Genomic DNA, 25,419 nt, shown 5'->3' on the forward strand with positions numbered 1-25,419 from the left:
GTATCCATTTTAGACGCCAAAATTATAACATCAAAAAGCTATTCACAGAAGACCTTGGACTTCCAAAGAAATAGAAGTCCATAAAGATTGAGTTTCAGTCCAAACAACGAGTATTTAATTTATTCTAAATCCCTTTCTCCCAATAGGTGAGACCTAAGTAGTCAAAAAAGGCTACAGGAATAAGTTTGATGAGGTACCGCAAGCCATTTCATCACTGGTAAGTGAGGTATAATAAAACGTACCCCCTGTTTTTGCTACTTCCTTATTGGTTCGGTGCACTCATCAAAAATAGGGATCAAAATTCAATAAATCTATGATTTATACATTACACCCAAAACAAAAAATTTATATTTTCATTACATTTAATACTATATCATATCAAAAAATAACAATCTTTTCCTGCCATGAAACCTCATTAAAACAATCCCACTTCAACCACTAATTATTAATAAGCATTATTCTCCGTCAGATACAAAAAGCACAACAAAGAAAATTATTTTCAGTGCAATGGTGGCCTATTGCTATTTTTTAATTTACCCAAATTGGGCTAGGCTTACTTTCTCCTCCTTCATCTGCTTCCCTGATAAAACTCGAAATAGGAAACTATTCCTTCATTTTTCCCGCCCTATTACCAAACGAGGGTTTTAGCATGAAGAATACAGGATAATCGAGGAAAATAGCCCACCTAAAAAGCTCACTCAATAAAAAAAGCACCTCATTGCTGAGGTGCTCGACGTTGTTGTTTGGAAGTAATATCAATTTCCGTAGTTCTAAAACTGCTCCTTACCAAATGAGCCGTTCGTCTTTTTCACTTTCTTCGATTTACCGGACTGGAATCTGTAGGTCAGGCCTAATTCCATGATCGGGCCATAGCGGTAGTATTCCGTATCCTGGAAGAAAATCTGATCTCCCTGACCGTTATATCCTGCAGTATTCAACCCCTTGATATTGGAGCCGAACACATCCTCTACGCGCAAAGCGATCTGTAATTGATCCATCTTCTTTGGCGTATAATTCAGTGCCACATTGGAAAGATAGAACAAATCATTTTCTCCTTGCGCGGTTACCGTAGCCGATTTCACCTGCATGTCCCAGGCAAAAGCCAGCCCCTTCACGATCGGTGCATTCAGGTTGGTATTGATCGTCCAGTTGGTGGATTTGGTATCAACGGTATAGTCAAAAATATCTCCCTGAATTGCGTAGGAATAAAGGGAACCACCCACGAACAATTTCACCTTGCTGCCCAGTCTCCAGTTGGTATTCAACTCCAGTCCCAGCGCCTGATCATTTCCTGCATTGGTATAAGAACGCATCAGTACGTTCTGCTCCTGATCCACGGTATTCACGCGGAAAATCGCATTCTCGGTAGCGCGGTAGAAGGCCGTCATCGTCACATCCACTAAAGCCATATCCTTGGAATAAGAAGCCTCAATATTGTTGATGTACTCTGGCTGCAAAGTCGGGTCACCAATTTCATACACCTCATAATGTCTTCTCCATAAGAATGGCGCCATATTCTTTGTTGGCGGACGGTTGATTCTTCTGGAACCGGAAAGGATCAATCGCTGATCTTCTGCCAATTGATAATCCAGCATCAAAGCGGGGAACAGGTTCGGCTGCTTGGTTTCATAAATCTTCTCGCCTTCGCGCTCCGGATCAAAGATATTTTGGTAGTCGGTATTTTCCAGCTCCAACTCCTGATCGGTATACTCAAAACGTAAACCGGCATTCATCTTCAATTTATTAAAAGAAGCGCCATAGTTCACATAAGCGGCATAAATATCACGACGCAGGTCTACTCCATTACTGTAAGGCGTTTCCCATTCCCCGGAGGAGAGGTTGTAATCTTCATAATCAAAATCACCACCCTGTCTCAACCACTGTGGTTGGAAACCAGTCTCGATTTTCTGATTCTCCGCTACCGGAATGGTAAAATCAAAACTCAGGCGATAACCGTCCAATGGGTTATTATCATGCTGACGGTAATGCACCAAAAGCTCACCACGGTCATGATCATGATTAGAGGCCTGATTTTTGTTATCCAAATCGCCCCAAAGTCTGGACTTTTCATAAAGACCGGCCACATTCAACTGAATGCCCGACTCCCATTTTTTCTCATAATCCATTGCCCAGGACTGGAAGGAACCTTTTTTGGCGTGGGTGTTGGGGTTAAAAATCACCTCATTTTCACGGCCGGCAATCGGATTTCCATCAATATCTCCGATGAAGTTATGGTAGTAATAGTCAGCAGTTCGCGTTTCTTCTTTAAAACCGTAGTAATAAGAAGCATTCAGTTTACTGCTCTCACTAAAATCATAAGATACGCCCAAATTTACCGTTGCATTTCTATGCCATTCCGGACGGTCACCGGCAGCCTGCATATGGTAGTAGCTACCATCTTCCTGCAAAATACGGGCATCCCCGGTACGACTTCCTCTTACATCACGGCTGCTATAACTTGCGCCTCCGTATAAGGTCCATTTGTCTTTGGCATGGGTAAAGTTCATCGAGCCCGAATATCTTCTTGGGTCCATTCCTTCATGCCATGGCGTTCCCCCACCCATCACATCCGCAGTGAAAGTAGTCCCCTGCATCACATTTCCGGTCGTGGTGATGTTGATGATGCCTGCATTTCCCTGTGCCTCATATCGTGCAGAAGGAACGGTGATCACCTCAATATTCTTGATAGAGGCCGCCGGAATTTGCTGTAACAAAACGGAGGGTTCAATTTGGGTCGGCTTCCCATCAATATATACCAGGAAACCGGAAGTTCCACGTAAACTCACTTCACCATCAGGGCTGATGCTTACCGAAGGAATATTTCTCAAAAGATCAGTAGCTGCTCCGGAGCGGGCAGTGGCAAAATCTTCTGCATTAAATACTTGTCGGTCAATCTGACGGGTGGCCGTTTCACGCTGTCCGGTGACCTCAACGGATTCAAGCTGTTTGGCATCTATCCCTAAACCGATTTTTCCCAATTTCAAATCTTCTCCTTTTGCCAGCTTCACGGCAGTCTGATGAGCATGATAACCCACGAAACTGACCTGTAATTGAAAGTCTCCCGCGGGTACTTTCTTCAATTCGAACTTACCATCCAAATCCGTCATCCCGCCGGTTACTAATTGGTCTTTTTCAAAAAGCGCCACCTGGGCAAATGATAATGGTGCCTGATTTTCTCCATCGACTACCGTCCCGGAAATTTTGGACTGCGCCCAAAGCAATTGGGGAACAAACAGCAGCAGGCTAAATAAAAAATGTTTCATTAATAATGTGTGTTTACAATAATTTTATCATTGATGACTTAGTGGAAAAGCACATAAGGAATTATCCAAATCCCCTATTACAAAATTAGGGCAGACTGGATGGACAAAATGGTGCAATTTTCCCAAAAAGTGGTCAATTTGAAAATCAAGATTAGATTTGCATTAATATTGGTTTTTTCAAAGTCAGATCGTGCTATTATTGTTCAGACTTAAACCGTTTTGGAGTAAGCCCCGTCTGCCTTTTGAAAAACTTCCCAAAATAAGAAGCATCCGGAAAATGGAACCTGTAGGCCAATTCTGCAATAGACTCCTCCGATGTTATCAGCCAGCGTTTAACCTGAAGCAGCAAATACTCTTCGATCAGCGCACCTGCATTTCGTTGAGCCGCTTTTTGACAAATTTGATTCAGACGTTGTGGGGAAATGTTCAGTTCCTGCGCATAGTACTTCACGGAACGCTCCGGAAATTCCTGTCCTTGTAACAATTTTTGAAATTCAGAAAATTTCAACTGGTATTCTTCCTTCTTACTGTCGCCTTCTTCCTGAGAGGCTAAGGCTAAATAAGTTTTGAGTAAACCCTGTACGATTTGCTTTTGCCAAGAACCACTTTGTTGCAAAGCTTCTGAAAGTTGCTGGAATAATAATTCATAAGGAGCAGCCTTACGAAGCCTGGTTAAATCTTCTGCCTGGAACTTTCTGAAAAGCACCAACAGATCAATATCCAGCATATCTTCCAAAAAGGCCTCTTTAAAAATCATGACATGGCCTTCCGCTTCCCTGGGCATATCAAAAGAATGTAACTGATCCTTCCCTACAAAAAACATACAAGGTGCATGAATAGGGTAATTAATATCATCAATTTTATGATAGCCTTCCGCATCTGAAAAGAAGATGAGCTCAAAATATTTATTATGGCGATGATGTGACGTTTTCAAGATATTTTTCCTGAAAGGAGCGATCTTCACCGCGGATTTTTGGTCAGATTTATCTTTCGTAGGGAGTTGCTCTTCACACATGTCCGATATTAATTTTGTACAAAAAAAGCACTTTCGTCACCACAAATCAATACAAAAGGCAAACTATTCAGGGGGGAAATGTTCATAAAAAATGGGCTATTGACTTTAATTGAAGAAATCCCGAATTTAATGAGAAATAGCATTGGCTATCTGACCAATATCATCTCCATTCAAGCTGTTTTCTAAAAAGTTATTAACCCCATGTGGACATTTTTTATTGCTATTGCCGCCCTGATCACCGGATATTTTTTGTATGGCCGCTGGATGGAACGCCTTTTTGAAGCCGACCCAAAGCGGCAGACTCCTGCTTTTAGCAAGGAAGACGGTGTGGATTTTCAGCCTATGCCCTTATGGAAAGTATTCCTGATTGAGTTCCTGAATATTGCCGGTCTGGGTCCCATTTTCGGAGCCGTACTTGGAGCGCTTTATGGCCCGATGGCCTTTCTCTGGATAGTGATCGGCTGCATCTTTATGGGTGCGGTCCATGATTATTTCTCCGGCATGCTTTCGCTCCGAATGGGCGGTGCCTCTATTCCTGAAGTGGTCGGAAAATATTTGGGACCTGCCGGCCGGCAGGCTATGCGCATCCTTTCCTTATTGCTATTATTAATAGTGGGGGTCGCATTTGTGGCAGGGCCTGCAGATTTATTGACCTCCTACACTGGCGGTGGGCTGGTCTATTGGCTGTATGGTATTTTTGCTTATTATCTATTAGCCACCCTGTTGCCGATTGACAAAATTATTGGAAGAGTATATCCCATCTTTGGAATTGTTTTGATGATCATGGCGCTCGGAGTGGCAGGGGCCATGCTGCTGGGAGAATTTAGTGGATCCGTTCAAATGCCGGAACTCCATTGGCGCCATTTATCCAATGCCCATTACCAGCCCGAAGTTCACTTGTTGTTTCCAATGTTGTTCATTGTAATTTCCTGCGGCGCACTTTCAGGCTTTCATTCTACGCAGGCCCCCATGATGGCACGCACCCTTAGCAATGAAAAAGAGGGGCGAATGGCTTTTTATGGCGCCATGATCGCCGAAGGAATACTGGCGATGATTTGGGCCATGGCCGCCATGACCTATTTTGGGGATGTAGAAGGGCTGAACCGGGAAATGCAAATAGCCGGACATGGACCGGCCTGGGTGGTGAGCGAAATTTGCAATAGTTGGATGGGAAAAGTCGGCGGACTATTAGCGCTCATTGGGGTGGTGGCCTGTCCGATCAGTACGGGTGATACCGCCTTCCGCTCGGCCAGACTCATATTGGCCGACATATTCCAATGGGATCAGGGAGCGATCAAAAACCGGCTTATGATCAGCATTCCCCTTTTTCTGCTTGCTTTTTTTATGAGTCAACTGGACTTTACCACCATCTGGAAATATTTGGGAATCACCAATCAGCTCCTGGCAGTTTTGGTATTGTGGACGATCGCCGTTTATTTACAACGATCCGAAAAAATCCATTGGATCTCCTCCATTCCGGCTACTTTTATGTCGGTGGTATGCAGTGCTTACCTTTTGGGAGCGCCTTTGAACCAGGGTGGTTTAGGTTTACCGGCGAACTGGTTTTACCCTTTAAGTATTATTTTCGGCTTAACATTACTGATCATCTTCCTTTACACGGGACGTAAAAAAGCCCAACAACAAAGGGTTTACCAATACAAAAAATCCCTGCAATCGTAATCGATCACAAGGATTTGCTCTGCTTGGTCTAGCTCATCACATTAAACCTGAAGTCAAAAGCGATAAAAGCTGCTTTCAGTTCTTCCAGAAAATCCTCATTATTCAAATAGAAATTCAGAAAGTTATCATGACGCTCCTGTAAGCCACCGCCCGGAAATAATTTTTCCAATACGCTGTCGATTTGCTTCAGGCCCGTTTCATGCTTGCGCTCTTCCGATTTTTTCAATCGCTTTTCGATATTATTCAAACTTTTCAAAGCTTTGGCTTCCTCTGCCCCAATAAAACCTTCCAGGCTTTGATCCACCTCGTGGGCTTTTGATTTAATGGCGGCAAACACCTCCGCTAAAGCCTTTACATTTTCCTCCAGATTGATTTCCTGCTCCGATTCTTTATTGATGTAATCGGCTTTGATGTCTTCCGCATTTCGGAAAATCTCATCTGCCGGCAGGCCGATCTTCTCCCATTTATGTTGCAAATTCTTACTGAAAATCATGCCGAAATGACGAGGCAACAAAATCGGGAAAGGCACTTTAAAATGCTCAAACATGGGCTTTAGCTGCAACCAATAAGCCAATTCTCCGGGACCACCGCAGTATCCCAAATTCGGTAGAATCCATTCCTGATACAGTGGACGCATTACTACATTGGGGCTAAATCTTTCCGGAGATTTCTCAATGAGTTGATCAATCTCTTTGGCACTCATTGTCCAGCCTTTGTTCAGTACTTCAAAATCGCCATTTTCATTCTTGACCAAACGCTCCCGAACATCCTTCATCAAATAGAAGAAATTGATTTCCCGGGGGTGTACCTGTGCTTTATATCCGGCATTGACCAGCTCTTCTGAAGTTTGCTGTACAATTTGCTGCGCCTCATGCTCAAAAAGATCTTTGCGAATCACCGGGCGAAACAACGATTTCAATCCATTATTATCTGCATCCAGCACTAACAGACCATCTTTTCCGAACAATTCATTCACATAGTGTGCTACTGCTTCCGCCAAAGTTTTCTTTTTCAAATAGGCTTCTTCAAACAAAGGTAAAGCCTCTGGCAGTGCTTCCAGAATGACTTTCAATTCCTGTGGATTCATTCGCCCCACGGCTCCGGACTGCTCTGTTTCCCACCGATATTTTTTCCCAAAAAGATGGAAATAGGCAATCTCGGCAAAATCATGATCCTCGGAAGCCATCCAGTAAACCGGCACAAAATTATATTCCGGATAGGCTTCTTTTAGCGCCTTACAGGTATTGATCACCGATACAATTTTGAAAATAAAATATAAGGGTCCGGTGAAGATATTCAGCTGATGGCCGGTGGTGATGGTGAAGGTATTTTTATCCTTCATCATTAATCGCAAATTTTCCTTCACCGCATCAAAACGCTGCAAAGAAGCGTATTGGTTACGCAAAACCTGTGCGGTAATCATCCGGTGCGCCATCGGAAAGGAAGCAGCCTTTTCCCTAAGCTGTTCTCCGAAGTTTTCTACTGTAGGAAATCGATGATAGAAGGGGCTTAATTCCGGTTTTTGATCCAAATAATCCAGGAAAAGGGAGGAAAAACGCTTGGTATCCTTCAGGGCGATTTTAGTAGTAGTCATGATTATTTTTTGAGCTTAAATTGTCCGCAGCAAATATCTACATATTGTGCTAAGAACAAAAAAAGTAGGGAGTCCGTTTTGGGGAATGTTGTTCTACTGACTTTTGAAAGGATGAATCCACCACCAACTTTTATTGGTAAGCCCCTATCCCGAATAAAAGGGCTTGCCTCTCCCCAATTATATAAATATCTTTAAAGCTGAATTATTCACCGCTGGATTTAATGATTCATTAAAAGCATCCTGGATGGGTTGACTGTTTTTTTTATAGCCCAAATTGAGGTAATCTTGATTTCTCCTCATTCCTCTGCTTCCCAGGGAAAAGCTCGGAATAGGAAAAACCCCTTCATTTTTCCTGCCTGGCAGAGCTATACGAAAATTTTAGCATGAATAATCCGGATAAAAACGATTTCCAATTTTTCATCAATACTCAGGTATATGCAAGGAGATTTTTATAGGGTAATTTTTGGTTTAAAAAGGGTTCCGGCTTTGGCGGTTTTTCATGGAACACACATTCCGGAGAGCTGGCCGAATATCATTGGCTTTACTTCAAAGGTGAATGCGAAAGACCAATTGATACAGGCGCCACGATTCCTTCGAAGCAAAAAGGATTTTAAGAAATCCGATGATGCCGCCGCCTATTTTGCTAGTGGTTTTGAGCGCATCATGCCGCTGGATTGGCTGAAATTTCTGCAAAGGAAGCGTAAACCTTCTGACTATACTCCCAAGCGTCAGGAGCTAATAGAGGCACATGAGCTGATGTGGGAAAACCGCAGGCAGCTGATAAATCTTACGCCTTATTTGTTGCCTGAAAATGCACGGCCTGATCATCCCAAATTGCATGAAAAAGCGCGGGAATTACACTGGATGGAGTATTTCCAATTAACCTTTGAGCAACAGAAGGTTAATCAAAAAATACAAATTCGGGCCAGGGTGAGCTACGGTCAACGAAGCTATCAACTGAAGAAATCATTAGGAATAGGATTGTGGTTATGCGAAAATGATTTGCTGGTATTATTCCCCAGAGAACAAGCCTTATTATTACATGACTTAAAGCTTGAGGAAACACTTTCTTTGGATAAAAAAAGTTTTCAATCTCTGGATTTATCCGTTATCGTCCGGCTGGAAAGCCAATATGACATCCAATTTCCGGAGGCATGGAAGGCTGCCCGGGGGCTAAAGTATCAGGCGCTAAAAAACAGAATTCTTTATCTGGATACACTGGACGGCTTTTTATTGATAAAACCTCGCGTTGGCTATGAAATTGAAGGGAATTACAAGGAATTTTCTCTATCGGAGGAAAAAACCATCATGTTTACCTCCCCAAAAGGGACGATCGCCTTCCATCGGGACCTCACGGGGGAAGCGGCTTTTCTGGATTCTCTGACCCAAATGCACCCGCGCTTTGGCAGGCAACGGCAAAATGACAAATTTTTATCCTTTAATGAGGCCCTGGATGGTTTTTGGTTTTTAAAAGCTATAGAAAGATGGAAAGAAGATGGGGTAATCGTTTATGGAGAGACCAACCTGAAGTCCTTCAATTTTTCGGCACATTACCCCAAAATGATGCTCAACTCTTCCAGTGGAGAAGACTGGTTTGACCTAAAAGCAGAAGTACACTTTGGTGAACAGCGGGTGGCCATTGCTGATATCAAAAAAGCCATTGATCGCAAGCAAAACTATGTGATGCTCTCGGATGGGAACCGTGGGCTCCTGCCCGAAAGCTGGCTGGATCAATATATGGATCTTTTCCGAGGGGCACGCATCACAAAAAAAGGGTTTGAGCTGAGTGCTTTTGATGTACACCTGATCAGACGCTATCAGGAGGAATTAGCACAACAGGAGCATATTGAAAAGCATTTGGAAAAAGTAGACCAACTCAAAAACTGGCACTCCAGCGAAACTATACAGGAATTACCCAAAGACTTTCAGGCCACCCTTCGTCCCTATCAACAAAGCGGTTTTCAATGGCTCAATAATCTACAACAAATTGGATGGGGAGCCTGCCTGGCAGATGATATGGGACTGGGGAAAACGGTACAGGTATTGGCCATGCTACTGAAAATACATCAGAAGCATGCGGGGCAGCAATCTCTGATCGTGGTACCAAAGTCATTATTATTTAACTGGCAGCGGGAAATTGAAAAATTTGCCCCAAGCCTGAGCGCCTATGTACATCAGGGCCCGCTTCGAGATAAAAGCGGTGAAGCCTGGGCGGATTATGACTTGGTCCTTTCCACCTATGCCACCGTGCGCCAGGATATTTTGGTTCTGAAAAAGCAAACTTTTTTATATACAGTGCTGGATGAATCACAAGCCATTAAAAACCCGGCGGCACTCACCACCAAAGCCATCAAGCAGCTAAAAACACGCTACCGATTGATCATGACCGGTACACCGGTGGAGAACAATACTTTTGATTTATATGCGCAGATGGATTTTATTAATCCCGGCATGTTGGGAACCATGAGTCATTTCAAAAAGACCTTTGCACAGCCCATAGATAAAGATAAAAATGAACATGCTGCCCGCCAATTAAGGGAAATGGTCTACCCATTTATGCTAAGGAGGAAAAAAGAGGAAGTGGCCAGGGAACTACCGGAAAAAATAGAAACCACTCTCTATTGTGAAATGGAGGAAGAACAGCAGCAGGTGTATGATTACTACAAAAACAAAATTCGTGAGGAAATTCTGGACAATGAGTCAGAAGGAGGAATCTCCAGCCCCCTGACTGTTTTACAGGGTTTATCTAAATTGCGGCAAATATGCAATAGCCCTCAACTGATCACAGAAGGAGAAGAGGTTCGCTCCTCAGGCGTCAAATTAGAAATGCTGCTTTCCAAAATCAAAGAGATTCATCGGGAAGGGCATAAAATATTGGTCTTTTCCTTTTTCACCGGAATGCTGGACCTTATTGAACAGGCCCTCCATGAGCAAAACATTGGCACGGTCAAACTTATCGGAAAAAGCAAAGACCGGGAACAGCTGGTGGAGCAATTCAAATCCGAGGAAGACAAAACTGCCTTCCTGATTAGTCTGAAGGCGGGTGGTTTTGGACTCAACCTTACCGAGGCATCTTATGTCTTTTTGGTCGATCCATGGTGGAATCCGGCAGTAGAGCAACAGGCCATAGACCGTAGCCACCGAATCGGACAGGACAAAACCGTCTTCACCTATAAACTGATCTGCAAAAACAGCATTGAGGAAAAGATTTTGAATTTACAGGAAAAGAAAAAGCATTTGGCTGAAGAGCTAATCTCCACGGATGGGGCCCTGTTAAAACAACTGGATGGAACAGAAATAGCGGCGCTGTTTGAATAATAGCGATGAGAATACTTTTTCATCAATTTATGCGTGCCTAAATGAATAGAAATCCCCATTCAAATTATTGTTTGGGGATTTTTTCTTTGTAGCGTAGGGTACTTAAAGTTGATTCATATGCCTGTTTATATAAGCTGAATTCTACTTCACCCGGATCAATAAACCCAACAAGCTTATTCTCAACACACTAAAAGTATTTTCACCATTTTTTAAAGCCCGATTTTAGGTCAAATTACTTTCTTCCCATTCATCTACTTCCTTTGAAATAATTCGATGTAAAGCACTTTTCCTTCATTTTTCCCACTTTGCAGTTAAAGGAGGCTTTTAGCATGAATAATCCGGTTTAAGCTTACAAATTCAGGTTAAGCAAACCCAAATTATGGTTATTCAAACTAAACAACCCGCCCAACATCCATCAAAAAAATGAATTACACACCGAATGATCCGGTTTAAAAACAAAAACCGACGCTTAAACGCATCAATCGCTTTTCAAATTTCGCTTCTGAATAAGTATCACCATTGACATCCATTAAACCAATGTTATAGCTCAGGCCAAAATCAATTCGCTTTACGCGTATGGAACCTCCCAACGTCACACCAGCATCTAATTGGTGATACATGGCATCTTCATCTTCTTCTGGTCTTAAACTACCGTTATAAAAGTCGCCTCCCTGATAATCAATGGAACCGGTTCTACCTCTGACCACTCCAATATAGGGACCAAGAAAACCGGATAAAAACACCCCTTCCCGAACCATAAACGTCCCTTTTGCGGTAACTGGAATGGAAATATCCATTAGCATATTATCTGCAAAAGTATAGTCGGCAATACCATTAGTCGCTGCCGGATCTATACCATATATGGAGAAAATGGCCCCTGTCTCTATTCCTACTACAGGATGAATAGGAAAAAAGTGCACATAGCCTAAATGACCTCCCTTCATCGGGTTACCTTCATAGGTCCTGTTGCCTTCAAAAACCTGCATTTTCGCAAAATCTCCGCCAATAAAAACTTTATTGTGCATTCGGGATTCCGGTTTATACTTCCTTTTTTGCTTTTTTTTGTACTTATGCTTTTGAGCTAAAGCCGGTGATATTGAAATACAGCAAAGAAGTGCTATAAGTGTAAATAGGTTTTTCATGATAATGGGTATTAATGAAATGGCAAAGTAAATATAGTTTATTTATATAAAATATTGCACTATTCACCTCTACTATTCTCTCCAAAATCTTCGTGACTTGCGCCAGACACCCGTTAAAGCATTTAGTAAAAACAACTTACCCCTTTAAACCTTCCTATTAATGACGCAAAGCAATTTAGTCTAAAATATATATCCGAACATCATGCTGAAGGAGTAGTTCGACTTGCGTATTATTGGTTCTTCCAACTTCCATACATTGGTCACTCCCATATCATACTTCACTTCAAAGACCAGCTGTCTATAAAAGGCCCCTCCCCCAAAAGAAAAACCAAAGTCCCATGGGTTCATTTCCGGTTCCATCTCCTTAGGAGAGGTCGCCATTGAGGAACCCACATTTTGGGCACCATTGGGTTCAACCGTATCTCTTTTAGCGCTAAGTGATCTGGCTACATATGGACCGGCAAATGCATAAGCACTTAAATGCTCCTCCAGTTGTAGATTCGCCCTGAATCGCATGGGAAGTTGCAGGTAATAAGCCTGAATTTCCTCTTCTGTCACCACATCATCAAACTCATATTTGCTCTTAGCCCCAAAAGACTGCACACTCAGGCCGGTATAAAAGGAAATATCTTCTCCCAAATCCCAATCAGCAAAGAACTCCCCAGAAATTCCCCATTGCTCGTCCATGGATAGAATTTCCACATCATTACTGGCAGAAATCTTATGATTAGTGATATTGGGCCCAATCTTCACCCCATATTTTTGGGAAAAAGCAATGCCGGCCACCATTGTTAAAAGAAAGGTCAGTATTAATCTCATCCTGCAATATGCTTTTGATCGGGTGAAAAACCGCGCCTCACAAGGCAAATTTGAAGGATTGGAATTGATTTCGGATTACAATTCAACAATAAACTTTTTATTCTTAAAAAAATAAGCCTTTTGCCATGCTGCCCTCCTCAATTTTTCGTGATACTGCCCTGCTGCATTTTAGTCTAATTATTTCTGGATTACTCCTCGTTTAGCGGCAAGGCGGGAAAGATGAAGAATTGGTTCCTTATTTCGAGTTTTTCCAACGAAGTAGATGAATGAGGAGAAAGCAAGCCCACCCCAATTGGGCTGACTAAAAAAATCAGTGGGACCACTCGAAAGACATAGTCCTAAAAGCCCTTAGAAAAAAGCTGCTGAGTTTAGTGGTGATTACTTCAGCTGATACACACGCCATAAATAAAAAAGGCCGGTTAATAACATAACCGGCCTAAAAATATCGTGTAAAACGCTTTAAACTGGTTTTCCAAATAGGTCAAACTCAGAGGCATCTTCAATTTCAATATTAGCAAAATCTCCCAAACGCAATAGGTAATCATTCGCAGGAATCAACACCTCATTATCTACCTCCGGGGAATCAAATTCTGTACGGCCTACCCAATAACCGCCCTCTTTCCGGTCGATCATGGTTTTATAAATACGCCCAACTTTCGCCTGATTCAGTTCCAAAGAAATCCCTTCCTGCAACTGCATCACCTCGTTGGCTCTGGCTTGTTTAATTTCCTCAGAAAGGCTGTCTTCCATAGAAAATGCATGGGTGTTTTCCTCATGAGAATAAGTAAAGATACCCAAACGCTCAAAACGCATTTTCTCCACAAATCTCAGCATCTCTTCATGATCAGCCTCCGTTTCGCCCGGGTGGCCGGCAATCATAGTAGTACGGATGGCAATTTCCGGTACTCTTTCGCGAATATCAGTGATCAGCTGCTCCGTCTTTGGGCGATCAATTCCACGGCGCATGGCTTTCAGTACATTGGACGAACCGTGCTGCAATGGAATATCCAGGTAATTACAAATATTATCGCGCTCTGCCATTACGTCAATTACATCCATTGGGAATCCCGCCGGGTAGGCATAATGCAGACGAATCCAGTCGATACCATTGACATCAGAAAGACGACGCAATAAATCAGCAAGATTACGTTTTTTATAGATATCTAATCCATAATAAGTCAAATCCTGGGCAATTAGCAACAATTCCTTAGTCCCATTTTTGGCCAGACTTTCCGCTTGTGTCACCAAGTCTTCTATCGGTTGAGAAACATGCTTCCCTCGAATTAATGGAATGGCACAGAAAGAACATGGACGATCACAGCCCTCTGCAATCTTTAAATATGAATAATGGTTTGAAGTAGTGGTCACGCGATCTCCCAAAAGATTTGCCTTATAATCGGCTTTAAATCTTTGCAATAAAGCTGGCACTTCATTGGTACCGAAAAAGGCGTCAACCGTTGGAATTTCAGCGGTTAATTCTTCTTTATATCGCTGAGATAGACAACCCGTCACGAACAGTTTATCAATATTTCCGGCTTCTTTTTCCTCGGCAAATTTCAGAATCATATCAATGGATTCCTGCTTGGCATTGGCTATGAATCCGCAGGTATTGACGATGACAATATTGGAGTCATTCTTTTCTGACTCATGCTCCACATCAATATTGTTGCCCTTCAACTGTGTGATCATCACCTCAGAATCTACCAGGTTTTTGGAACATCCCAAAGTAATCACATTTACCTTATCTTTTTTAAGACCTCTAGCTTTCAAACTTTTATCGTATTTTTTTCGACTGCAAAGGTAGCTAAAGCATTTTACAAAAAGTAATTTGATCACTTTATTAGCTTGAATTCCTATTTTTTCAAATAATGTGAATGTAAGGCGGCGGACCTTTCAATGCTCCACAATTCGTAATTTAGCCCTCCTTAATTACCTCCTCCTAATTCTCAGCCTTTTGCTTAATAAAAAAAATCATCCCTCCAATTTCAACATCAATTCAGCTTAATAAACCGCCCTATTCACCACCGTCTCTTCCTCTCAGTACTATCAAAAATAATTAGTGATAATTTGTGTAATTAGTGCAAAAAAATCACCGCTCCAACAAACTAAAAAACACCCACCTAATCCACCTCCCCTACCAAACTTCTAAATCAGCTTCAGGCTTTTCTTTTTCATTTTTTCTTGATAAAAAACGAAACAAAAAAATCAAGGCTGTGATCAATGTTGGCGGGACGAGGAACCTGCTGTCGGAATCCATCAAGGCGACATTTGGATAAGGAGACAAACTAGTAACGACCTTGCTGAAATGTCGCTGTGATGCCTTCTTTTCGACAGCAGAACCCTCACCTTTCCGCCCATTGATCAAGGCCGCGGTTGTTGGAATCGAAGGTGACGAACAAAAAGGCGGTGGACAGAACAGCTTGTCTGATCAACTTTTTATTACGCCATTAATAAAAATCATTCGTGATAATTCGAGGCAAAAAAATCATCGCTCCAACAGACATACAGCTCCCCCACCATCCACGACAAAAAACTAAACACCACAAAATTAGCCAGCTCCAGCGTTGTTGATAGCCCTTGAGTTTGGCGATGAAACACCTACCTTAAAATCAACTATTCAATATTGATCATTAATATTCTTTGAAAATCAAGGGATATTTAACCTTTAGGCTAGGCAGGGGTATTAAATGTGAACAGAGCAGTTTAAAATGACCCTTATCAAACAAAGCCTTAAAAATATATGGGACGTCAGGTTCTTTCTTTATAAACAACCTCACCGATTGCTATTCGAGCATGTCCCTAAATGCGGAGGTACTTCAGTGGTAACCTACCTCAGACAACAATATCCCGGATTTCAAACCTTTTCCATGGACAATCGCGCCCCACTGGAATCGGTAGAATTGTTCCGTAAATTATCCGAAGAGAAAAGATTCCAATACCGTTTTTTATATGGTCATCAGGCGCACCTGATTAAGGATTTTGTCCATCCGGCTACCAAAAAGTTCACCATTCTCCGAGATCCAATCGACCGGATGGTGTCTCATTATTATTACGTTTTACGTCGCCCGACCCACTACCTTCATCAGGCTGTTATCGAGCAGCAGCTGGACTTAAAAGACTATATCACGCTGGAAATTAGCAAGGAGCTACGTAATAATTATGTGCACCGTTTTACCCAATTAGAGGAAGGTCAAATGTTGGAGTTGGGGGATGCTGCGGTAGATATGGCTTTTCAGGTACTGACGCAAGAATATGCCTATGTTGGTCTTTTGGAACAGCTGGAACAGGATTTGGCCGTGGCTAAAAAACACTTCAATTTTATTTCGGCTTTCAAGCCTGTTTTGGCCAATGCCACGGCAGGGAGAATTAAGGTGGAAGAATTGGATACAGTAACTCTGGAGCGGGTGCAGGAACTTAACAGATTGGATATTCTGCTTTATCAAAGAATAAAGACTTATCGTCAGAGAAGCTTTCAGTATTAGAAGTCCATTGTTGCGATCAATAATATTACAAAGCCCGCCAAGCTGATTTCAAGCTGCGGGCTTTTATGTTTCTGTATCTTCTCCAACCTGAATTTCCCTCACCACCTTATATTCCGGCTACTGAAGCGCCACATAACGCTTAATGGAAATATGCTCCTCAGGTGCTTTCGTGCTATTCAGAAAAAGCCTGATCCCCTCCGACTCTATTTCATATTGCGTTGTATGCCCTAAAAATTGGGCGGAAAGCACTTTTACCGGCATCCCTTCATTTTCCCAGTGGATATCCTGATGACGAATGCAGACCGATTGATCCGCAGACAAAGCCAAGCGATGGGCTTCCTCCCGGGATAGAATATTGGCATTTCCGAAAAAACCAGCCACATAGGCATTCCTGGGCTGCTCATACAGTTGTTGCGCCGTGCCACTTTGCACCACTTTTCCGGTATCCATCACCACTATCCGATCCGACATTCGCAAGGCCTCATCCATCAGGTGCGTCACCATGATGGCCGTAATGCCCAGATCTTTGATGATTTTTTTCAAATCCTGAATTAAAGCCAATTTGGTGGGCGTGTCCAGATTACTAAAGGGCTCGTCCATTAATAACACTTCCGGAGTTTTGGCAATGGCCTGCGCAATGGCCACCCGTTGCTGTTGACCTCCCGAAAGTGCGCCCGGTAGTTTATCTTCGAAGCCTTCCAGACCCACCAAAGCAATTAGTTCTTTTAGTCGCTTGTCCCTTTCCGCTCTGACTAAACCGCGAATGTGTTCGCCAATATTGCCCGCCACAGTATGAAAAGGCTTTAAATCAAAATGCTGCTGGATAAAACGAACATTCGGATGGCCCCGCAAAAGCTTCTTACTTACTTTCTCCGCCTGCTGATCACCAAACCAAATAGCCCCCTCGGTCGGATCATCATATCCGCCAATAAGGCGCAGCAAGGTGGTTTTCCCGCAACCGCTCCCTCCTACCAGGGATAAAATCTCTCCCCGCCCCACTGCCATATTGACCTCATGCACAGCAGGGAATTCCTCATTTTCGTAGGTTTTGCTAATATTTTCCAGCCGGATATGGCTCATCATCATCGCTCGTTTTGGTTGAAGGTGCAAGAAAAGCAATCAGCGCGGCACGGGCAAATTGATTGCTTTGATACCACCCGAGGATAAAACTATATCCATGGAATTATTAGGACATTTCACTGAATAAATAAATCGGAAACACTAACTTTGGCAGAATTAGTATATTTGAGGAGATGCCTCATTTTTGTTTATGAAAAATAAAAAATTTAGCCTTTTTCAACTTTTCTTCCACTTGCTGTTCATCGCCCTGTTTATGTTCAGTATTGCGGCCTGCCGTGATAATCAAGAATGCTTTGATGAAAACAATGCTTTCGTCGTGGGGACTTTTTTGATCACCGAAGCGGGACGTGAAACCGCAGTAGGGGCTAGCGTGGATTCCCTTTTCGCGATTACAGAATCGGAGGAAGGCCTCAGGAAAATTTATTATAATGACATTTCAGAAACCACCGGAGAATTATTGCCCTTCAATATGGGCGTTCCTTTTGGCCTGGAACTAAGTCCGCTAACGACAAAAACCACCTACTACCTTTTCCAAAAAGGCTACGGTACCCAATTGGATTTCACCTATAATACCACCCCCAGTTCCTATCGGAAAACTGCGGGGTAAGCTTCATTTTCAATAATTTGGAAATGATCCAGGATGAACAATCCCAGCAGGTACTCCCCAATGGGCAGACGGTCAATGATGAATTAAAAAACAATCAGACCAATATCCTTTTCACCTTAGAATGCGAAAAAGTGAAGGACAATAATGATTTTGTGAAGGTGGAGTTATTGGGCAGTGATGGTAATCCGGGAGTGGAATTTGATTCTATTTACACTTTTCGCCCCATTTTTAATGACACCCTGGTCATTGCCGGAACAGGCGCGCGAGTGTCATTGGATCTACCGGTGGTTATCCCTGCTGAAGATCAGGAGGCCTTTCAACAAACGTATTATTTTAAAAGAGGAGCAGCTGATTTCGCCGAGCCCGACTCTATTGTTATACAGGTGAATGCCCAGCGCTATTTTGCAGCTAACGGCTGTGGCCCGGGGGTGACTTTCACCGAACTCGATGTAACAGAACAATCCAAGATCACCATTATTAGCGATATTACAATTGGCAATGAAAATAAAAATCTCAGAGGGAGCGAGTTTAACTTTAATATTCAGTTTAATACTAATATTACTGAGCAGTAATTTTGCTTCGGCCCAGTATGTAGATCCTTCCAACCGAAATGATGGGATTATGGACAAGGATATATCCCTGGATTCCGCAGAGCTTGCCCGTATGCCCGCCCGTCCGGAGCGCGAGAAGCTGGGCGAGGAGTTCAAATTAAGGGCCGTTGAGGGCTGGTTTATTCCCTCCTACATTCGGGTAGGGACAGATATGGTCAGCTGGGGCAGAACCGCTTTTGAAAAAGGCTTCACCGATATGCGCATACATGCCGACACTGATATTGGCCGCTGGAATCTGTCCGTTGAAATGGGCCGATCCACCTTTTCCGCTAACCGAAGCCCAATTGAGGACCGTCCGCTGGAACCAATTTATGATTATGAAGCCCAAGGCCAGTATATCAAAGCAGGCATCGATGTTAACCTGACGCCAAGAAACTGGGACAACTCCATGATCTTCTTCGGAGTACGCCGGGCCGATAGCTTCTACAGTGAGGATTTTTCCTATGTGGTCAACAATGTATGGGGGCAAACGCAGGAAAGCCTCAGCCAAAGCGGCAATCACACCAGCTGGTATGAAATTTTATTTGGCTACCGTACACATGTTTGGCAAAACTTCTCCGCCGGCATGACCGGTGGCGTACAGCTCGCTACCAACACTCCCACTGATGATCTTCAAAGTTTTGTCCCTTCTTACGCCCCGGGCTTCGGACATTTGCAGAGAAACACCCGCTATTTCCTGGAGTTCAACATTTTCTACACCATCCGCTTCTGGGATAAGGGAAAACCACTAGCCAAGCCAAAGAAATAAAAAATACTCCAAGCCATTTGCGACAGCAGGTGGCTTTTTTTTGGGGCTGCTGCCGCTTAGCCCAAATTATTTATGCTTAAATCCTCGTTTAGCTGCAAGGCGGGAAAAATGAAGGAATTTTTCCTATTTCGAATTTTTCCCAACAAAGCAGATAAGGGAGGAGAAAGCAAGCTTGCCCAAATTTGGGCTATTACAAACCAAAGAAAATTAATTACAATGAACTAAAAATAAGCCGCTTGCACTTAGTCAATTAATTTAGCGGTGAATAATTCGGGTTAAAGCCATTTGTTCTGCAGGTGGCTTTTTTTGGGGGGCTGCTGCCGCTTAGACGTCAGCACCGGGCTGGCGCGGCTCACCCCATCGGCCTTTTGGGCCGCTGTGGTTTAAACAAGCCCGCTTCATCCCTGCCCCGGCCGGGCTATTCGCCCGGAAGGTAGCTCGAGTACAACCGGCAGAAGGATAGAGGCATTGTTGAAGCTCTTTTTTGCAGCCTAAAAGCGTAGCGGCTCGCAAAAAAAGCGACTGCCGAAAGCCTGGTGCCGAGCCTGGGCGAGGGACTGCCCCAAAAAAACGACATCTCAATCCTGATTATTCATGGATACCTCCTCGTTTAGCTGCAATGGAGATTAAATGAAGAAATCGTGCGCTATTTCCAGTTTCCCCCTCAACGAAATGGATGAAGGAAGAGAAAGCAATCTTGCCCAATTTGGACTATTAACAAGTCAGCAATACCAAGCCCAAAAACACAAGTGATCATCCTCTTGCCGCCATGTCCTGAATCTGGTGGTGAATCATTCGGGTAAAAAACTAAAAAAACAGATGGTCCTCCTCCATGCCGGCTTGGTACCCTTGGATAATATGCAAAAAAGCCGCCCCATGAAGGGGCGGCTTTCAACACTCAAAACAAGAACAATACTCAGTGCAAGAAGCCTCCTGCACCAAAAACATTAATATTTTGGTTGCACCAATGAAGTATTGGCCAACATGGAGCGCTGCGGAATGGGGAACCAGAACTGCTTGTCGCCAGCGGGGATGCTTGACAATTCCTCCACTTCCTTGTCTTTTGACCCGTCCACCAGGCGCACTAAAGTTACCCCCATATTGTGGCGACGCAGATCAAACATATAATGACCTTCATAAGCCAATTCTTTACGACGCTCTGTGAATACTTCATTTTCAATATTTGCTACCTCTACCGTTGGAGCAGCAGAAGTGTAACGGGCATCACGGATGGACTGGATGATCGCAGCTGCTTCTGCTGGCTTCGTTTCCATTAGCGCTTCTGCTTTGTTCAACATTACCTCAGTGAAACGCAAGATTTTTGGTGCGTGCATCCCCGTTACCCCATCCGTTTGGGCAAACTTGTAAATGTATTGCCAGCCTGGTTTATTAGGATCTACCTCTACAAAGTGCTTTTTACGAACATCCGCATCATCAAATAAATTAATGAATTCAGGATTTGCCGTATAAGCGCCATATCCAGAACCACCCGCATCCATATAGTAGATGTAACCGAAGTTATCAGATCCACGGCTTTGAGATTCTACCACCGCCAATTCAAAAATGGTTTCAGTGGCATTGTTCCCCTGATTCCAGAAGTACTCCTCAAAATCATTTGCCCCCACCATATCAACACCGGCCACTTTATCTGCAGCTGCCACTACATGTGCCAAAGCATCCGCACGGTCCGCAAGGCTTTCAATCTTAGCAAAGTCCGTTACTTCATCTGCAATGTACAAGTATACACGAGACAATAATGCATTGGCCGCATTTTGAGTAGGTGCAGTCACTTCCTCATTGGTGATCATGCTCGCCGCCATCTCTAAATCAGCAATCACCTGATTGTAAACCACTTCCATTTGATCATTCTCTGGACGGAAGTTCACCGCATCCTCAATGCTTTCCACTGGCTTCAATACCAATGGTACTGCATCAAAAAATCTTACCGCATCAAAAGAAGCCAAAGCTCTCAAGAAATACGCTTGCCCCTTATAGTTATCATCTGCCTCAGGGTTGACAATTACCCGGTTCGCCAAATTAATCACCTTGTAAATGTGATCGTAAAGGTTCGTTTCCCCAGAACCTACGGAGTTCGGCATTGCCTCATACTTCTCCATGCGAGATTCGAAGATGAAACGGTTAGAGTTATTCTCTCCTTCCACGATATTGTCTGTTCCAATATCACCAAAGATATAAGCGTTTCTACCGTAGTAAGCCACCCCATACATGGAGTTCATCACCCCGTTAATTTGATCTGCAGGATACTTGTTGGCATCATCAATGTCCAAAGCATAATCCGGCTTCACCTCCAGACTACATCCGGTTGCGAAAAGGGAAGCGGCCAAAACGCCCCCCATTAATATTTTATTTAATTTCATCTTATTCAATTTTTAGCGTCAAACGATTAGAAGCTTACGGAAATACCACCAGTTACTACTTTTCCTTCCGGGTATTCAAAGAAGTTGTAACCATCGTAATCCACTGTGGTTGGCGTATAACCAGAGTACTCAGTAGCCATCCACAAGTTCTGCCCTGAAACGAAGATTCTCATGTTAGACAATCCGATTCTGGAAATCAGGTGATCCGGTAGGGTATACCCTAAAGTGATGTTTCTCAACTGTAGGTAAGAACCGTTCTCTACATAGCGGGTAGAGTGCTGGTTACCCGTTGATCCGTATGCCGGACGATAAGCCACATCGCCTGGCTGTTGCCAACGATCTTCCATCGCCTCCACGGACTGGTTGTAAGGGGTGATCCCATCAGCGTCAATAAAACGACGCGTTCCGTTGTAAATCTTGTTTCCACCCGAGAAGGTAAACAAGAAGGAGAAATCAAATCCTTTGTAGGTGAAACGGTTGGTTAAACCACCCGACCAAACCGGTAGGGCAGATCCAGCATCGATACGCTCTGCTTCTGCATAGCTTGTCGTAGCCAACTGACCGTTAGGAGCTACGAACATATTCTCGGTCATGTCTTCCTGTGCCACCTCTTTGTTTACATACCAGGCCGCTTCTCCCGTTGCCGGGTTTGCCCCCATCCATTCCGGCATGTAGAAAGTATACATCGCCTTACCTTCTTCAATCGTGTTGAATGAAGTACGGATAGGCTCCAATCCATTCAGGGAAGTGACTTCGTTATCGTTGAAAGAGATGTTGAAATCAGTACTCCAGCTGAAGTCCCCCTGGTCAATGTTATTAGAAGTAATGTTGAATTCTACCCCTTTGTTCACCATAGCACCTGCGTTCATGGTCACGGAGGTAAATCCAGTCTCGCCTGCCAATGGTACATTCAACAACAAGTCTGTGGAGTTCTCGTGGTACAAATCCACATTCACATTGATGCGGTCCAACAAAGCCATATCAAAACCAACGTTGGCTTTATGCTTTATCTCCCAAGTTAAATCCGGGTTGGCGATTTGGTCGTGGATGGCAGCAGGACGGCCATTGTAGATGCCATAAGAATACATCCCGATAGATTGGAAGTTACCAATACCCGCATTACCCGTAGTACCGTAAGAAGCACGGATTTTCAAATCATCAATTACGGAAGAATTCCAGAAAGACTCATTGGAAACTTTCCAGCTCCCCCCTATCGAATAAAAGTTACCGTACTGATTTTCAGAACCGAAACGAGAAGAACCATCACGACGGTAAGAAACCGATGCGTAGTAACGGTTGTCATAATCATAAGTTACCTGAGACAAGATAGAGAAGAACTTATATGCTGTTCCCTGACCGTCCAAAGAGAATTGCTGCGTGGCAGAACCAATGTTGTTGATAGGTTCCGGGAAACCTGCTCCATACATATAATTCCACTCTTGCTTAGACTCCTGGTACTCCGTACCTGCCAAAGCAGAGAAGTTATGTAAGCCGAAGCTCGTTTCGTAGTTGAATAAGTTAGTCGTAGTGAAAGTACCACTGTATCCCTGATACAATGCCAAAGAACCCGGCGCTACAGGATCCGCACCATCGTAAGAAGTGGGATCACTCCAGTTGTCTTTTTTCATATTCTCAAAACGGTAAGCGTTTGTAGAACGGAAAGACAAACCTTCGATGATTTGGTAATCCAATTTACCGGAAACACCACCCCAAAGTGACTCTGACTTGCGGTAGTTTTTCTCTACATCAGATACGAAGTTAGCACGGATAGCCGTCCATGGACCTGAAGGTAAAATATCATAAGCATTGCCATTCTCATCAAATGGATTAATCACTGGTGCCTGCAAATAAGATCCCAAAAGTGGAGAAGAGTACAGGTTACCATCAGAAGCATCCGATTGGTAAGATTTGGACAAGTCCACCCCAAAAGAAACCTTCAAACGATCTGTCACCTGGTTGTCTACAGACAAACGACCGGAGAAACGCTCGAACTCAGAACCTACCAATATACCGTCCTGGTTAAAGTAACCACCGGAAGCATAATATCTTGTTTTTTCATTACCACCCGAAGCAGACAACTGATAATCAGAAGTACGTCCGTTTTGGAAAGCCAAATCACCCCAGTTGGTGTTTACGCCTGTGGCAGGATCCCAGGTACCTCCGTGGAATTCCGTGAACTGCTGTCCGTTCATCATCTCCAGGTTACCTTCGTAACGAGAAGTAAGCCCTTCACTTACCGAAGCAGTAAAGTTGGTTTTACCGGCTTTACCTTTTTTAGTCGTAATGACAATTACACCATTAGAAGCTCGCGCACCATAAAGTGCCGTTGCGGCAGCGTCTTTTAGGATACGGATATCCTCAATGTCAGTAGGGTTGATATTCGCCAATGGATCACGTTCTGCCTGCTGGTTAGCAGTGATAACCTCGTCTGAGTCCATAATCACCCCATCAATCACGTAAAGTGGGTTAGAATTACCGGTAATAGAACCGATACCACGAATACGAATGTTGTTTTTAGCACCAGGCTGTCCGGTGGACGCCTGAATAGTAACACCAGTAGATTTACCCGTTAAAGTTTGGGCAATGTTTGGGGTCACAATTTCTTTTACGTTTTCAATAACAGGAACAGTGGTCGCCTGGTCTACCTTGGTATAACCCACGATCACCACGTCCTCCAATTGCTTAATGTCAGCAGTCATGACCATGTCAATCTCAGTTTGTGAACCAAGTTTCACTTCCTCAGTAGCCAGACCAATAAATGAAAATACCAGGTAGTCATTGGGAGAAGGGGTATTGATGCTGTACTTACCATCAATGTCTGTAATGGTTCCGGTCGAAGACCCTTTGATCATTACGTTTACGCCAGGAATTGGCTCTCCGGATTCTGCGGCGGTCACCTGACCGCTCACTAGACGCCCTTGCGCATAGGCTGACATTGCTGTCAGCAGCATAGACAGGGCAAAGAGTATTGCTCTCTTCATATAAAGTAATAGGTAAAGAATGGATAATTCAATCGATCGATTAATTCGATCTCTAAGGCAAAAGAAGACAATATTTTATTTCCCCACAAGCTGATAGAGCGGAACAAAATATGGACAAAGCCCGATGATTTAAGCTTAAACTTGAATTATTCAAATTACCTAACAATAACGAGAAACGTTAAGTGTATATGAGTGGCGGAATTTAATTTTATTTTTCATTCAATCGACCGAACAAAAAATATATTACAGGGTTACATAAACCCTTTTTTTAGAAGCAGAACGTTATTCTCAATGTCAATATTGCAAAAACACATTCTATTTTTAATCCAATTGAATTTTTTCTTCATCTTAAGTTAATTTTTTTAATGTTTTTTTACTCAAACTCATTTAAAGACCTGAATATCCTAATTTTACAGCATAATCTTGTGAATTTGGGAATACCAAAGAAGAAGCTCATTGGAAAGAGATTAGCTTGAACATTAGATAAACCATGTTTTAACTAAAATTACGCCAAAAACCCAAAATAACAGGGACTCCTAATGGTAAAGACTGCGGGCATTGAAACTGACAAAACATCAACCCACTTTGTGTAGGACTGCTCCATCAGCAATAATGGTCGTCAGGTATAATATGAAAGCAGCCACCGCAATTCCTTAGCTGGTCAATACGACAGGAACTAAAATGCAGACCGCCTATTATGA

At 43.3% G+C, this 25,419-nt stretch carries 15 protein-coding genes; 6 read left to right on the forward strand and 9 right to left on the reverse strand.

Translation table 11 applies throughout. The features are described 5' to 3' along the window. Positions 1 to 770 precede the first annotated feature (770 nt). Positions 771 to 3,263, reverse strand: coding sequence for an outer membrane beta-barrel protein (locus NG22_RS11930; protein WP_053405931.1), 2,493 nt, complete (start codon positions 3,261 to 3,263; stop codon positions 771 to 773). 196 nt (positions 3,264 to 3,459) lie between these two features. Beyond that, on the reverse strand, positions 3,460 to 4,278 hold the full coding sequence (locus tag NG22_RS11935) for a helix-turn-helix domain-containing protein (protein ID WP_053405932.1): 819 nt from the start codon (positions 4,276 to 4,278) through the stop codon (positions 3,460 to 3,462). 201 nt (positions 4,279 to 4,479) lie between these two features. On the opposite strand from NG22_RS11935, the gene NG22_RS11940 reads away from it, so the two are divergent. Then, complete coding sequence (locus NG22_RS11940) at positions 4,480 to 5,958, forward strand: carbon starvation protein A (RefSeq protein WP_053405933.1); 1,479 nt, start codon at positions 4,480 to 4,482, stop codon at positions 5,956 to 5,958. A gap of 28 nt (positions 5,959 to 5,986) precedes the next feature. On the opposite strand, the gene bshC is transcribed toward NG22_RS11940, so the two are convergent. Then, complete coding sequence (bshC, locus tag NG22_RS11945; RefSeq protein WP_053405934.1) at positions 5,987 to 7,552, reverse strand: bacillithiol biosynthesis cysteine-adding enzyme BshC; 1,566 nt, start codon at positions 7,550 to 7,552, stop codon at positions 5,987 to 5,989. Positions 7,553 to 7,987: 435 nt separating this feature from the next. On the opposite strand from bshC, the gene NG22_RS11950 reads away from it, so the two are divergent. After that, positions 7,988 to 10,870, forward strand: a complete 2,883-nt coding sequence (locus tag NG22_RS11950; RefSeq protein WP_053405935.1) for a DEAD/DEAH box helicase — start codon at positions 7,988 to 7,990, stop codon at positions 10,868 to 10,870. A gap of 449 nt (positions 10,871 to 11,319) precedes the next feature. On the opposite strand, the gene NG22_RS11955 is transcribed toward NG22_RS11950, so the two are convergent. From NG22_RS11955 to rimO, 3 genes are all read right to left on the reverse strand, one after another. Then, positions 11,320 to 11,895 (reverse strand): outer membrane beta-barrel protein, encoded by a 576-nt coding sequence (locus NG22_RS11955; protein WP_172674374.1) that lies wholly within the window; start codon positions 11,893 to 11,895, stop codon positions 11,320 to 11,322. A 297-nt stretch (positions 11,896 to 12,192) separates the two neighbouring features. Beyond that, a complete protein-coding gene (locus tag NG22_RS11960) occupies positions 12,193 to 12,831 on the reverse strand; it encodes an outer membrane beta-barrel protein (protein WP_082305072.1) in 639 nt (212 codons plus the stop codon). Between the two features lie 459 nt (positions 12,832 to 13,290). Further along, on the reverse strand, positions 13,291 to 14,601 hold the full coding sequence (gene rimO, locus NG22_RS11965) for a 30S ribosomal protein S12 methylthiotransferase RimO (protein WP_053406940.1): 1,311 nt from the start codon (positions 14,599 to 14,601) through the stop codon (positions 13,291 to 13,293). Between the two features lie 938 nt (positions 14,602 to 15,539). Between rimO and NG22_RS11980 the strand changes: the two genes are divergently transcribed. Continuing rightward, positions 15,540 to 16,313: a sulfotransferase family 2 domain-containing protein gene (locus NG22_RS11980; protein WP_082305073.1), complete on the forward strand. Its 774-nt coding sequence runs from the start codon at positions 15,540 to 15,542 to the stop codon at positions 16,311 to 16,313. 117 nt (positions 16,314 to 16,430) lie between these two features. Here the strand turns inward: NG22_RS11980 and NG22_RS11985 are convergent, their stop codons facing one another. Beyond that, the gene (locus tag NG22_RS11985; protein ID WP_053405941.1) at positions 16,431 to 17,399 is read right to left on the reverse strand and encodes an ABC transporter ATP-binding protein; all 969 of its coding nucleotides are present in this window, start codon (positions 17,397 to 17,399) and stop codon (positions 16,431 to 16,433) included. A gap of 184 nt (positions 17,400 to 17,583) precedes the next feature. On the opposite strand from NG22_RS11985, the gene NG22_RS11990 reads away from it, so the two are divergent. The 3 genes from NG22_RS11990 to NG22_RS12000 are packed head-to-tail and all read left to right on the forward strand — an operon-like array spanning position 17,584 to position 19,359. Next, a complete protein-coding gene (locus tag NG22_RS11990; protein ID WP_053405942.1) occupies positions 17,584 to 18,000 on the forward strand; it encodes a hypothetical protein in 417 nt (138 codons plus the stop codon). A gap of 23 nt (positions 18,001 to 18,023) precedes the next feature. Beyond that, the gene (locus NG22_RS11995; RefSeq protein WP_053405943.1) at positions 18,024 to 18,572 is read left to right on the forward strand and encodes a hypothetical protein; all 549 of its coding nucleotides are present in this window, start codon (positions 18,024 to 18,026) and stop codon (positions 18,570 to 18,572) included. A gap of 49 nt (positions 18,573 to 18,621) precedes the next feature. Further along, positions 18,622 to 19,359 (forward strand): DUF6048 family protein, encoded by a 738-nt coding sequence (locus tag NG22_RS12000; protein WP_053405944.1) that lies wholly within the window; start codon positions 18,622 to 18,624, stop codon positions 19,357 to 19,359. A gap of 947 nt (positions 19,360 to 20,306) precedes the next feature. Here the strand turns inward: NG22_RS12000 and NG22_RS12005 are convergent. Both NG22_RS12005 and NG22_RS12010 read right to left on the reverse strand, forming a co-directional pair. After that, positions 20,307 to 21,737, reverse strand: a complete 1,431-nt coding sequence (locus NG22_RS12005) for a RagB/SusD family nutrient uptake outer membrane protein (RefSeq protein WP_053405945.1) — start codon at positions 21,735 to 21,737, stop codon at positions 20,307 to 20,309. A gap of 26 nt (positions 21,738 to 21,763) precedes the next feature. Then, positions 21,764 to 24,718 carry a TonB-dependent receptor gene (locus NG22_RS12010; protein ID WP_082305074.1) on the reverse strand — a complete coding sequence of 985 codons (2,955 nt, stop codon included), beginning with the start codon at positions 24,716 to 24,718 and terminating at the stop codon, positions 21,764 to 21,766. Between the last annotated feature and the right edge of the window lie 701 nt (positions 24,719 to 25,419).

This window comes from Persicobacter sp. CCB-QB2 (genome assembly GCF_001274635.1).
GTDB lineage: Bacteria > Bacteroidota > Bacteroidia > Cytophagales > Cyclobacteriaceae > Persicobacter > Persicobacter diffluens.